A 12659-nucleotide genomic window follows, 5' to 3' on the forward strand; every position below is an offset into this window, starting at 1 on the left:
CGATGACGATGGCGGTGTCAGGCACGCGCGTCGCCCCAGCGCAGCGTCGTGGACTCATCACCCTGGTAGGTGGTGTTGCCATGGCGGTCGACGCTGTACTGCGGCGAGGCCACCACTTCGTGGAACGTGGCGCCTTCGCTCAACCGCGTGTATTCGAACAGCACGCTGCGCACCACGGTGCTGTCCTTGCGCAGCCGGCAACCATGGCCGATCCACGTCGGGCCTTGGATGGTGACGCCTGCCTCGATGCACGAGCCGGAACCGATGTACACCGGCCCCTCGATCTTGACGGTGTCCCAGTCGATCTTGGTGTTCAGGCCCACCCACACGCCGGGACGCACCTCGGTGCCAGGCATGTCCATCTGGGCGATTTCGCCACGCAAAACGCGCTGGCACACCGACCAGTAGTCGCTCACCCGGCCAATGTCGATCCAGTTGAAATGGCGGCTTTGGGCGAAGAAGGGCAGACCGCGTTCGGCCAGCAGCGGGAACAGCTGGCTGCCGATGTCGAATTCCACGCCTTGCGGCACCATCTCCAGGATGGCGGGCTCGAAAATGTAGATGCCGGTGCTGGCCAGGTTGGACTTGGCTTCTTCGGGGCTGGGCTTTTCCTGAAACGAGGTCACGCGGTTCTGGCCATCGGTCACCACGATGCCGTAGTTCTTGACCTGGTCCTTGGGCACTTCCAGGGCCACCACGCTGGCCATGGCTTTTTTCACCTTGTGCTCGAACAGGGCGGCGCTGATGTCCAGGTCGATGATGGCATCGCCGCACATCACGATGGTGGTGTCGTCGAAGAAGCCGCTGAAGTCCTGGATGTTGCGCATGCCGCCGGCCGAACCCAGGGGCTTGGGAACGATCTCGCCGTGTTCGCGCACGCCTTCATAGGAATAGCCGATCTCGACGCCCCACCGGTGGCCGTCGCCGAAGTAGTTTTCGATCTTCCAGTGGTTGAAGGCCACGTTCACCATGATCTCCTTGATGCCGTAGCGTGCAAGGTGTTCGATGATGTATTCCAGAACAGGCTTGCCCAGGATGGGCACCATGGGCTTGGGAGTTTGCTTCGTCAGCGGGCGTACTCGTGTTCCTTGCCCTGCGGCCAAAATCATTGCTTTTGCCATGCTGCTGCTCGTGCCAGTCGATCCATGTTGAGATGGGGTAGCATCATGCAACAAGTGGACCAATGCGGTGCATGAAATTCGCCGCACCCCCCAGATGTAGGGCCTTCAAACAGAGGTAGCCTGGGCATAATTCCAACAACTTTGACCAAGAACTTTTGGGCTGTTCACATGATCTTAATCACAGGCGGAGCCGGTTTCATCGGTGGCAATTTCGTGCACCACTGGTTTGAGCGGCAAGCCAGGCTGGGGCAGCCCCAGGAACCCGTCCTGGTGTTCGACAAGCTCACCTACGCCGGCAACCCCATCACGATCCAGGCGCACCTCGATGCGGGGCGCGCCATCCTGGTCCAGGGCGACATCGCCGACCGCGATGCCGTGCGCCAGGCACTGGACACCCACCGTCCTCGGGCCATCCTGCATTTCGCGGCCGAGAGCCACGTCGACCGTTCCATCCACGGCCCTGGCGAGTTCATCCACACCAACATGGTGGGCACGTTCAGCCTGCTCGAAGAGACCCGCGCCTACTGGGGCGCCATGCCCGCCGCCGAGAAAGCCGCCTTCCGCTTTCTGCACGTGTCCACCGACGAGGTCTACGGCTCGCTCAGCGACACCGATCCTGCGTTCAGCGAGACCACCGCCTACGCGCCGAACAGCCCCTATTCGGCCAGCAAGGCGGGCAGCGATCACCTGGTTCGGGCCTACCACCACACGTACGGTTTTCCGACACTGACCACGAATTGCAGTAATAACTACGGGCCTTATCACTTCCCGGAAAAACTCATTCCGCTGATGATCCTCAACGCGCTCGATGGCAAGCCGTTGCCGGTTTACGGCGATGGCCTGAACGTGCGCGACTGGCTGTTCGTGCGCGACCACTGCGAGGCCATCTGCCAGGTCCTTGAAAAAGGCCGGCTGGGTGAAACCTACAACGTCGGTGGCAAGAACGAGGTCAAGAACATCGACGTGGTCACCACGATCTGCCGCAAGCTGGATGCGCTGCGCCCCAAGGCCAGCGGTCGCTACGAAGACCAGATCACCTACGTCACCGACCGTCCCGGACACGATCGCCGCTATGCCATCGATCCCAGCAAGATCGAACGTGAAATCGGTTGGCAGCCCGCCGAGACCTTCACCTCGGGCATCGACAAGACCGTTCAATGGTTCCTGGACAACACCGAGTGGATTGACTCGGTCCGTTCCGGCGCCTACCGTGAATGGCTGAACACCAACTACCAAAGCCGCACGGCCTGAACACCATGAAGATCCTTTTGCTGGGCAAGGGTGGGCAGGTCGGCTGGGAGTTGCAGCGTTCCCTGGCGCCATTGGGGCAGGTCATCGCCCTTGACTTCGATTCCGCCGGCCCGGAGGCCGCGCCGCACCTCAAGGCCGATTTCAGCCAGCCTGATCAGGTCGCGGCCATCGTGCAGGCGGTCAAGCCCGACGTCATCGTCAATGCGGCCGCCCACACGGCGGTCGACAAGGCCGAAAGCGAGCCCGAGCTGGCCCGCGCCATCAACGCCACCGCACCAGGCCTGATCGCACTGGAGGCCGCCAAGCTGGGCGCCTTGCTTGTCCACTACAGCACCGACTACGTCTTCGATGGCAGCGGCGACAGCGCCCGCACTGAAGGCAGTCCCACCGCCCCGCTCAGCGTGTATGGCCGCACGAAGCTGGAAGGCGAGCAACTGATCCAGCAAAGCGGCTGTGCTCACTTCATCTTCCGCACCAGCTGGGTCTATGCGGCGCGGGGTGGCAACTTCGCCAAGACCATGCTGCGCCTGGCCGCCGAACGTGACCAGCTCAAGGTCATCGACGACCAGATCGGCGCGCCCACCGGGGCCGACCTGCTGGCCGATGTCACGGCCCACGCCATCCGCACCTTCCGCCAATCCAGCCACCCCGAACTCAGCGGCCTGTACCACTTGGTGGCGCAGGGCGAAACCAGCTGGTTCGACTACGCCCGATTCGTCATCGAATGGGCTCGGGCCAACGGGCAAGCCATCAAGGTCGCGCCAGAGGCCATCCAGGCCACGGGCACCGCTTCCTACCCCACGCCGGCGCAACGCCCTCTCAATTCGCGCCTCGACACCACCAAGCTGCAGCAGGCCTTGGGCCTGACCTTGCCCCATTGGCAGCCGGGTGTTCAGCGCATGCTCACTGAAATCACCGGAAAATGACCGTCATCATGACCAACGCGACACGCAAAGGCATCATCCTGGCCGGCGGCTCGGGCACACGTTTGCACCCAGCCACCCTGGCCATCAGCAAGCAATTGCTGCCGGTCTACGACAAGCCGATGATCTATTACCCCCTCAGCACCTTGCTGCTGGCGGGCATCCGAGACATCCTCATCATCAGCACCCCGCAAGACACGCCGCGCTTCCAGTCGCTGCTGGGCGATGGCAGCCAGTGGGGCGTGAACCTCAGCTATTGCGTGCAGCCCAGCCCCGATGGCCTGGCGCAGGCCTTCATCCTGGGACGCGACTTCGTCGGCAACAATCCCAGTGCCCTGGTCCTGGGCGACAACATCTACTACGGCCATGACCTGCAAGGCCTGCTGATGGACGCGGCTGCTCAGCCATCCGGCGCCAGCGTGTTCGCGTACCACGTGCACGACCCCGAGCGTTATGGCGTGGTCGATTTCGACGCCAGCAAGCGCGCCCTCAGCATCGAAGAAAAGCCCAAGGCCCCCAAGAGCAACTACGCCGTCACCGGTCTGTATTTCTACGACAACCAGGTCTGCGACATCGCCGCCGAGATCAAGCCCAGCCCGCGTGGCGAGCTCGAGATCACCGACGTCAACGCGATGTACCTGAAGCAAGGCCAGCTCAATGTGCAGATCATGGGCCGGGGCTATGCCTGGCTGGACACCGGCACGCACGACAGCCTGCTGGAAGCCAGCCAGTTCATCGCCACGCTTGAAAAGCGCCAGGGCCTGAAAGTGGCTTGTCCCGAGGAAATCGCCTTCCGCGCCGGCTGGATCAGTGCCGAGCAGGTCAGCAAGCTGGCCCAGCCCATGCTCAAGAATGGCTACGGCCAGTACTTGCTCAAGGTCATCAACGAACAGGTGTTCTGAGCATGAAGCTGATCCAGACCCGCATTCCCGATGTCGTCATCGTCGAGCCCGCCGTGTTCGGCGACGACCGTGGCTGGTTCATGGAAAGCTTCAACCAGCACCGCTTCACGGCCGAGCTGGCCAAATTGGGTCTGCCGGCCCCCAGGCCTTTCGTGCAGGACAACCATTCGTGCAGCAAGAAGGGCGTGCTGCGCGGGCTGCATTACCAGTTGAATCCCAGTGCGCAGGGCAAGCTGGTACGCGTGGTGCAGGGCGCGGCGTTCGACGTCGCAGTCGACATCCGCCGTGCTTCGCCCACCTTCGGGCAGTGGGTGGGCGTTGAGCTCTCTCCAGAAAACAACCGGCAGCTCTGGGTGCCCGAGGGTTTTGCCCATGGTTTTGTCGCTTTGACCGACGACACCCACTTCCTCTACAAGACCACCGACGTCTACGCCAAGGACTGCGAGCGGGCCATTGTGTGGAACGACCCGGACATCGGCATCGAGTGGCCTTTGGGCGGTTTGCAACCCAACATGGCGCCCAAGGATGTGCAGGCCCCGCGTTTGAAGGATGCAGATTATTTTTAGCGGGGCATGGTGCTGGGCATAATTCCCAGCATGCTGTCTTCCGTGCCACGTCCTCCCGCAAGCTCCTCTGGCAGCTTGTGGCGAAATCTCCTGACCTACGGGCTGATTGCGGGCTTTGCCATCTGGTGCGTGGTCGGATTCCACCATGATCTGTCCAAGATCAGCCTTGCGCCATTGGTCGCCGGTTGGCCGGCCATCGTCATGGCCGCGGCCTTGTCCTTGCTGAATTACGCCTTGCGCGTGGTGCGCTGGCAACTGTATTTGAGCCGGCTGGGCCATTCGCTGCCTTGGCGCTTCGTGTCCCTGACCTTCATGTCCGGCTTTGCCTTCACCTTGTCACCAGGCAAGCTGGGCGAGATGGTGCGGGCCCGCTACTACCAGCCGCTGGGCATCCCCGTCTCCGGTCTGATGGCCGGTTTTTTTGTGGAACGCCTGCTTGACCTGCTGGCCATGATCCTGCTGGCCGTGGCGGTCCTGGCCGAGCTTCAGGCCTACCGGCAGGCGCTGTGGGTGGCGGTGGGCCTGGTGGTCGGCTTGATGGCGACCCTGGCGCTGGTGCCCTGGCCCAAGGTGGCCGAGTCCATGGCTGGTCATCCGCGGGCGGGCAGCCGCCTGTTCAACGTGGCGCAGTCGGCGGTGGCCATGTTGGGCAGCGCCCGCCTGTTCCTCAAGCCCGGCATTTTGGTCATGGGCTTGTCGCTGGGCCTGGTGGCCTGGGGCGCGGAAGCCATCGGTCTCAAGCTCGTGGGCGATGTCATCTCGACCGCCCCCTTGTCACTTTCCTCGGCCATGGGCATCTATGCCATCGCCATCATCGTGGGTGCACTGTCCTTCCTGCCCGGCGGCCTGGGCAGCACCGAAGCCGTCATGGCCAGCCTGCTGTATGCCCACGGTTACCAGTTGCCCGAGGCCATCCTGCTGACGCTGGTGTGCCGTCTTCTGACGCTGTGGCTGGCCGTGCTCATCGGTTGGTGCTGCGTGTGGGCTTTGCGGGGCCAGCGGTGAAAATTCAAAGAAGTCCATGACCAAAGACCAATCGACCCCGTTGTGTGTGGACCTGGATGGCACGCTCATCCACAGCGACCTGCTGTTCGAGTCCTTCCTGTCGCTCATCAAACTGAACCCCTTGTTCCTGTTCCTGGTGCCTTTGTGGCTGCTGGGTGGCAAAGCCAGGTTGAAGGCCGAGATCGCCAGCCGGGTGAAGCTCAATGGCGCGGCCTTGCCTTACTCGGAAGCCTTCGTGGCCTGGCTCAAGGTGCAGAAAGACCTTGGGCGCCCGATCTGGCTGTGCACCGCCTCAGACCAGCGCCTGGCCCAGGCCGTGGCCGACCACGTGGGTCTGTTCGACGGGGTGTTGGCCAGCGATGGTCAAACCAATTTGTCGGGCGACAACAAAGCCCGGCAACTGGTGGATCGTTTTGGCGAGCGCGGCTTCGACTACTGCGGCAACCACCGTGTGGACCTCAAGGTGTGGAAGCACGCGCGCGCGGCCATCGTGGTCAATGGCTCCAAGGGCCTGGAAGCCAGCGCCCGTGCCTGCACCCAGGTCGATGCTGTTTTCCAGCCGCCGAAGTCGGGCATCCGGGTCGCCTTGAAGGCCCTGCGCGTGCACCAGTGGGCCAAGAACGCGCTCATCTTCGTGCCCCTGGCGGCCGCGCATCGCCTGGCGGATGCGCCTACCTTGGTGGCAGGGCTGGTGGCGTTCGCCTCGTTCAGCCTGTGCGCTTCCTCGGTCTACCTGCTCAACGACATGCTCGACCTGGAAGCCGACCGCCAGCATCCCCGCAAGTGCAAGCGGCCCTTCGCGGCGGGCACCTTGAGCCTGCTGTTCGGCTTGCTGGCCGCGCCCGCCTTGCTGCTGGTCTCGCTGGCGCTGGCCTTGACCTTGCCGCTCAAGTTCCTGGCGGTGCTGGGGGCCTACTACCTGGTCACCCTGGCCTATTCCTTCGGCCTCAAGCGCCTGGTCATGATCGATGTGCTGACCCTGGCGGGCCTGTACACGGTGCGCATCGTGGCGGGTGCGGCGGCCACTGACATCCCACTGTCGTTCTGGCTGCTGTTGTTCGCCATCTTCATCTTCCTCAGCCTGGCCATCGTCAAGCGCTATGCCGAACTGCACGCCATGCGCAAGCAAGGGCAGCTCAAGGCCAGTGGGCGGGGTTACCAGGTGGAAGACCTGGCCTTGCTTCAAAGCCTGGGCGGCTCTTCGGGTTACATCAGCATCCTGGTGCTGGCCCTGTACGTCAATTCACCTGACATCTCGGTGCTGTACCAACACCCCAAGGTGGTATGGATGCTGTGCCCGATCATGCTGTACTGGGTCAGCCGCGTGTGGATGCAGACCCACCGCGGGCACATGCACGACGACCCCCTTGTCTTCGCCTTGAAAGACCGGATCAGCCTGCTCACCGGCCTGGCCGCGGCGGCTGTCCTGTTCTTCGCCATCTGACGACGGCAGGGCATGGCAAGCCAGGCATTCACCTCGTGGGGCAGGGTCTTCCAGCCCGATCAACAGGTGCTGGGCATGCCCAGCCGGCATGCGCCCTTGCCGCTGCCAGCGGAGGTGGCCAGTACCGTCTTGCCGCATGGCAATGGCCGCAGCTACGGAGACAGCAACCTGAACCCGGGCGGGGCCTTGGTGCTGGGGCGTCAACTGGACCGGTTCATCGCCTTTGACCAGGCCACGGGCCTGCTGACCTGTGAAGCTGGGGTGCTCTTGTCGGAAATCTTGCGCCTGGTCGTGCCCCAGGGCTGGTTTCTGCCGGTCACGCCGGGCACGCAGTTCGTGACCGTCGGTGGCGCCATTGCCAACGATGTCCATGGCAAGAATCACCACCTGGTCGGCTCGTTCGGCAACCACGTCACGCAGTTTGAATTGCTGCGCTCCGATGGTTCCCGGCGCCTGTGTTCACCCACGGCCGAGGCCGACTGGTTTGCCGCCACCGTGGGCGGCCTGGGCCTGACCGGCATGATCACCTGGGCGCAGATCCAGTTGCGCCGGATCGCCAATCCCTATTTGCAGACGGAAAGCATCCGCTTTCGCAGCCTGGAAGAGTTCTTCGAGCTGAGCCAGGCCTCGGAAGCGGACCATGAATACACGGTGTCGTGGATCGATTGCGCCTTCGCGGGCAAGCGACTGGGGCGCGGGCTGTTCAACCGTGCCAACCACGCGCCCGCGGTGATGAACCCCGGCTTGCTCGCCTCGGGCTTGCCCAATCCGGTGGACGACAGCCACCGGCGCGTGCCGTTCACACCGCCCGTGTCCCTCATCAACAAGCTGTCGCTCAAGGCCTTCAACCTGGCTTATTACAACCGCCAGGTGGGCGACCGGGTTCAGGCCCTGCAGCACTACCGCCCCTTTTTCTACCCGCTCGATGCCTTGCTGGAGTGGAACCGCATTTACGGGCCCAAAGGCTTCTACCAGTACCAGTGCGTGGTGCCGCCCGACCAGGCCCTGCCCGCCACCCGCCAATTGCTGCAGACCATCGTGGACAGCGGCATGGGCTCCTTCCTGGCCGTGCTCAAGCAGTTTGGCGCGCCGCCTTCCCGGGGCATGCTGTCCTTTCCCATGCCAGGGACGACGTTGGCGCTCGACTTTCCCAACCAGGGCGAGGCTTTGCACCGGCTGTTCGCCCGGCTGGACACCATTGTCCAGAACGCCGGGGGGCGGCTCTACCCGGCCAAGGACGGCCGCATGGGCGCCGCCATCTTCAAATCCGGCCACCCACGGTGGCAGGCCTTTTCGCACCATGTCGATCCGCGTTTCTCGTCAGGTTTCTGGCGGCGGGTCACGGAGTCCACATGAAAAAGATCCTGATCGTCGGGGCCACCTCGGCCATGGCCGAAGCCTGTGCCCGCCTCTGGGCCCAGCAAGGCGACCACCTTTTCCTGGCGGCCCGCAACGCGGCGCAATTGCAATCCCTGGCCGCCGACCTGGCGACCCGTGGCGCGACCAAAGTGGGCACGCGGGTGTTCGATGCCAACCAGCACGGCCAGCATGCCGCCTTGCTGGCCGACGCCACCCAGACCCTGGGGGGGTTGGACACCGTCCTGATCGCCCACGGCACCTTGACCGACCAGGAGCGTGCCCAGCATGACGTGGCTTACGCCTTGGCCGAGATCGGCACCAACGGCTTGTCGGTCGTGGCCTTGCTGACGCTGGTGGCGAATCAGCTGGAGCAACAAGGCCGTGGCGCCATTGCCGTGATTTCTTCTGTGGCGGGCGACCGTGGGCGGCAGAGCAATTACGTCTATGGCGGCGCCAAGGCCTTGGTCTCCGCCTTCACCTCGGGGCTGCGCCAGCGCCTGGCCAAAAAAGGGGTCCGCGTGATCACGGTCAAGCCAGGCTTCGTCGACACGCCCATGACCGCTCACCTGCCCAAGGGGCCCTTGTGGGCCAAACCCGAGCAGGTCGCCCGCGACATCAGCCAGGCCATCGACCAAGGCCGGCGCATTGTCTACACCCCCGGTTTTTGGCGGCTGATCATGCTGATCATCAAGACCATCCCCGAATTCGTGTTCGTGAAACTCAAGTTGTAACCGTCTTAGAGGGGGTTTTGGGGGCCTACCCCCCACGATTGAGCGGGGTTGCCAGGGGGAAAGGGCTACCTTTCGAAACACATCTGTCTTATCCTTGCAACCACGGTTGGACCGGTAATTGTTACAGGTTTATCCAAGCGTTCGACAGGTGTCTCCCGAATCATGAAGTTGCGTGGCTTGTTTTTGTCGCTGATGGCGTTGCTGGTATTGGGCATCGCGGCGTGCGTTGCCTGGTGGTACATCAGGTTGATGCCCGTTGCGCCCGATCAATACCATGTGCGCGGCAAATTCGGCCCGGTCATCAACTGGCCTTTGGTGCCTTTGCAGGTTTTGACCCTGCCGGATGGCCGTTTGATGAGCTATGGCTCTGATGCCAAAGGCCGCCAAAGCGGCATGGAAATCTACGACGTCTGGGATCCTCAAAAAGGCGTCGGCCCTGAATCTCACCTGACTTTGCCGAACAAAACCGGCACCGATTTGTTTTGCAGCGGCCAAATCATCCTGCCCGCTGACCAATCGGTTTTGCTGGTGGGGGGCGATCGCACCGTCAATGGCCGTCGAAACTGGTCGTCGGCCGATGTGAATACTTTCAGCTACGCCAACAACCAAATCACCTCGACGGGTAAAACGATGGCCAGCCCACGCTGGTATCCCACGGTGGCCACGCTTTCAAATGGCGACGTGGTGGTATTGGGCGGCCGCCTGGACCCCACCCACTTTGCGCCGGTGCCCGAAATATTCAGCCCCGGAAAAGGCTGGATGGTATTGAACGGCGCCACCAGCGATGAAGCCTATGGTTCCGAAAATTGGGATTACCCACGCGCCTGGCAATCCAAGCGGGGCGACATGGTGATCATTTCCGGCACGGGCGATACATTCTCTTTGAACCTGGAAGGTCAGGGCCACGTCCAGAAACTGAACCTGCGTCTGCCGGACGCGCACCCCGACGTGCCCTCGCTGATGTACGCCCCAGGCAAGATCCTGTCCTTGCGCAACAAGGGCATCACCTACAAGGTGGACATCAACGGCGAGCAACCCGTGGCCACCAAGCTGCAATGGTTCGGCATGGCCCGTCATTACGCGTCTGCCACGGTGATGGCCGACGGCAGCGTTTTCATCAATGGCGGTGGTTTGCGCAATAACAGTGAAAAGCATCACATATTGGCCAACCGGGTTGCGATGATTTGGGATCCGCGCACCGAATCGCTGGTGATGGCGGCGGCGGCTCAAAAAGACCGGCTTTACCACTCCACGAGTTTGTTGCTGCCCGACGCCACCGTTTTCACCGGGGGTGGTGGTGCGGCGCATCCTTTGGCGGAAAATCAGCTGAACGCGGAAATCTACCATCCGCCTTACCTTTTCAAGAAGGACGGCAGCGGTGACCTAGCGCCGCGTCCGGTGATTCGCAACGCGCCCAATTTCGCGAGTTGGGGCCATCAATTCAAGGTCGACGTGCCTGGCAAGGTTTCCCGGATGACGCTGGTGAAACTCGGCTCTTCCACCCACGTGCAGGTTTTTGACCAGCGCTTTCTGGACCTGAAATTCAAGAAATCGGGCGAATCGGATTACGCCGTGACGGCGCCGGATGATTCGAAAGTGGCGCCTCCCGGCTATTACTTCCTGTTCGCCTTCGACCAGGACGGCGTGCCCAGCATTGCCAAGATCATCAAACTGGAAGCCACTGGCCTGACCAGTTAGGACCCAGGCACGGTCCGTGCAAGGACCTTGCTCATGAGCTCAAATTTGTTGAACTAAAAGTCGCTTGCCCAGTCTGTTGAGCAGGTCCGGCACGTTGCGGTGTGGTCACACGATTCCACCGCGCTCGTCCGGTTCATTCTGCGAATCCTTGTAGACTCAAAATCTACAACAGTCTGTGCAATGCCCTTTGATGGCTCGAATCTGAAGTAACTGACCAAGGTCCCTCGATGAAATTTTCCCAGTTTCTTTCAATTTTGCGAGCCCGCTGGATGATCCTGGCGGGGGTACTGGCCGTGCTCGTCAGCATCGCCCTCACCGCCGGCTTTGCCCTGCCCAAGAAATACACTGCGACGGGGTCGGTGCTGATCGATTCCCGCTCGCCCGACCCCATCAACGGCACCATGGCCGTCACCACGGGCAACTACCTGTCCACCCAGATGGACATCATCCGCAGCGAGCGGGTGGGCCTCAAGGTGGTCCGTGCCCTGCGCATGACCGAGAACGGTGACCTGCGCGCGCGCTGGCGCGAGTCCACCAACGGCGAGGGCATCTTCGAGAACTGGATCGTCGCGCTGCTGGCCGATGGCCTGGAGGTCAAGCCCACACGCGACTCGAACGTCATCAACGTCAGCTACACGGGCGCCGACCCGGCCTTCGCCTCCACCCTGGCCAACGCCTTCATCAACAACTACATCGAGACCAGCCTGGAATTGCGCGTCGAACCGGCCCGCCAGTTCGGCACCATGTTCCAGACCCAGCTCAAGCAGGCCCGCGAAAAGCTGGACGAGTCCCAACGCAAGTTGTCCGCCTACCAGCAGGACAAGGGCATCGTCGCCACCGACGAACGCCTGGACGTTGAAACCGCCCGGCTGGGCGAGCTGTCCGCCCAGGTGGTCGGCCTGCAGGCCCAGACCGCCGACGCTGAAAGCCGCCGGGCCCGTGCCGGCATCAACAGCCCCGACAGCATGGGCAATGGCGTGATCATGGCGCTCAAGGGCGATCTGGCGCGGCAGGAAGCGCGTCTCCAGGAAGCCAGCTCCCGCCTGGGTGAAGGCCACCCCCAGATCACCGAACTGCGCGCCGGCATTGCCGAGTTGAAGGCCCGCATCCAGGCCGAATCGGGCAATGTGGGCCTGTCGTCCAACGTCGGTCTGCAGATCAGCCAGCAACGCGAAGCGCAGGCCCGTGCCGCGCTGGAAGCCCAACGCAGCAAGGTTCTCAAGCTCAAGGCCATCCGCGACGAAGCCCAGCTGATGGTCAAGGACGTCGAGAGCGCCCAACGCGCCTTCGACTCCATCCAGGCCCGCATCAGCCAAACCAGCCTCGAAGGTCAAAGCAACCAGACCAATGTGTCGATCCTCAAGGTGGCCACGCCGCCGACCGGGCACTCCTCGCCACGGCCTCTCCTCTACACCTTGCAAGCCATTTTCGTGGGCCTGTTCCTCGGCATCGGCCTGGTGCTCATGATCGAGCTCAAGCATCGCCGCATCCGTGGTGACCAGGATCTGGCGGATCTGGTCAACGCCGACCTGATCGGGCACATGCCCAGTGCCAAGCCCAAGGCTTCGCGCGCGCTGCCGATCCAGTTCGCGCCCAAGCTGCCGTCCACGGCCATGCTCCGACTGCCGGCCACTGGCAAATAATTAAACCTATAGCCCC

Annotated in this window: 11 protein-coding genes; 10 read left to right on the forward strand and 1 reads right to left on the reverse strand. The window is 62.7% G+C overall.

The genetic code is table 11. The features are described 5' to 3' along the window. Positions 1-17: 17 nt before the first annotated feature. Positions 18-1109: a sugar phosphate nucleotidyltransferase gene (locus tag ACREB4_RS14045; RefSeq protein WP_431588884.1), complete on the reverse strand. Its 1092-nt coding sequence runs from the start codon at positions 1107-1109 to the stop codon at positions 18-20. Positions 1110-1289: 180 nt separating this feature from the next. On the opposite strand from ACREB4_RS14045, the gene rfbB reads away from it, so the two are divergent. From rfbB to epsF, 10 genes are all read left to right on the forward strand, one after another. Then, complete coding sequence (rfbB, locus tag ACREB4_RS14050) at positions 1290-2372, forward strand: dTDP-glucose 4,6-dehydratase (RefSeq protein WP_431588850.1); 1083 nt, start codon at positions 1290-1292, stop codon at positions 2370-2372. Positions 2373-2377: 5 nt separating this feature from the next. Then, positions 2378-3298, forward strand: a complete 921-nt coding sequence (rfbD, locus tag ACREB4_RS14055; RefSeq protein WP_431588851.1) for a dTDP-4-dehydrorhamnose reductase — start codon at positions 2378-2380, stop codon at positions 3296-3298. Between the two features lie 8 nt (positions 3299-3306). Continuing rightward, entirely contained in the window at positions 3307-4197 is an 891-nt protein-coding gene (gene rfbA, locus ACREB4_RS14060; RefSeq protein ID WP_431588852.1) for a glucose-1-phosphate thymidylyltransferase RfbA, read from the forward strand. Positions 4198-4199: 2 nt separating this feature from the next. Beyond that, entirely contained in the window at positions 4200-4763 is a 564-nt protein-coding gene (gene rfbC, locus ACREB4_RS14065) for a dTDP-4-dehydrorhamnose 3,5-epimerase (RefSeq protein ID WP_431588853.1), read from the forward strand. Between the two features lie 30 nt (positions 4764-4793). After that, complete coding sequence (locus ACREB4_RS14070) at positions 4794-5768, forward strand: lysylphosphatidylglycerol synthase transmembrane domain-containing protein (RefSeq protein ID WP_431588854.1); 975 nt, start codon at positions 4794-4796, stop codon at positions 5766-5768. Between the two features lie 16 nt (positions 5769-5784). Next, positions 5785-7212, forward strand: coding sequence for a UbiA family prenyltransferase (locus tag ACREB4_RS14075; protein WP_431588855.1), 1428 nt, complete (start codon positions 5785-5787; stop codon positions 7210-7212). A 12-nt stretch (positions 7213-7224) separates the two neighbouring features. Next, positions 7225-8568 (forward strand): FAD-binding oxidoreductase, encoded by a 1344-nt coding sequence (locus tag ACREB4_RS14080; RefSeq protein ID WP_431588856.1) that lies wholly within the window; start codon positions 7225-7227, stop codon positions 8566-8568. Beyond that, positions 8565-9302, forward strand: coding sequence for an SDR family oxidoreductase (locus ACREB4_RS14085; protein ID WP_431588857.1), 738 nt, complete (start codon positions 8565-8567; stop codon positions 9300-9302). The genes ACREB4_RS14080 and ACREB4_RS14085 overlap by 4 nt, the downstream gene beginning before the upstream one ends. A 48-nt stretch (positions 9303-9350) precedes the next feature. Further along, entirely contained in the window at positions 9351-11000 is a 1650-nt protein-coding gene (locus ACREB4_RS14090; protein WP_431588858.1) for a galactose oxidase early set domain-containing protein, read from the forward strand. A 227-nt stretch (positions 11001-11227) separates the two neighbouring features. Beyond that, positions 11228-12643 carry a chain length determinant protein EpsF gene (epsF, locus tag ACREB4_RS14095; RefSeq protein WP_431588859.1) on the forward strand — a complete coding sequence of 472 codons (1416 nt, stop codon included), beginning with the start codon at positions 11228-11230 and terminating at the stop codon, positions 12641-12643. The last annotated feature ends 16 nt before the right edge of the window (positions 12644-12659 follow it).

This window comes from Aquabacterium sp., from assembly GCF_050725395.1.
Lineage (GTDB): Bacteria > Pseudomonadota > Gammaproteobacteria > Burkholderiales > Burkholderiaceae_C > Aquabacterium.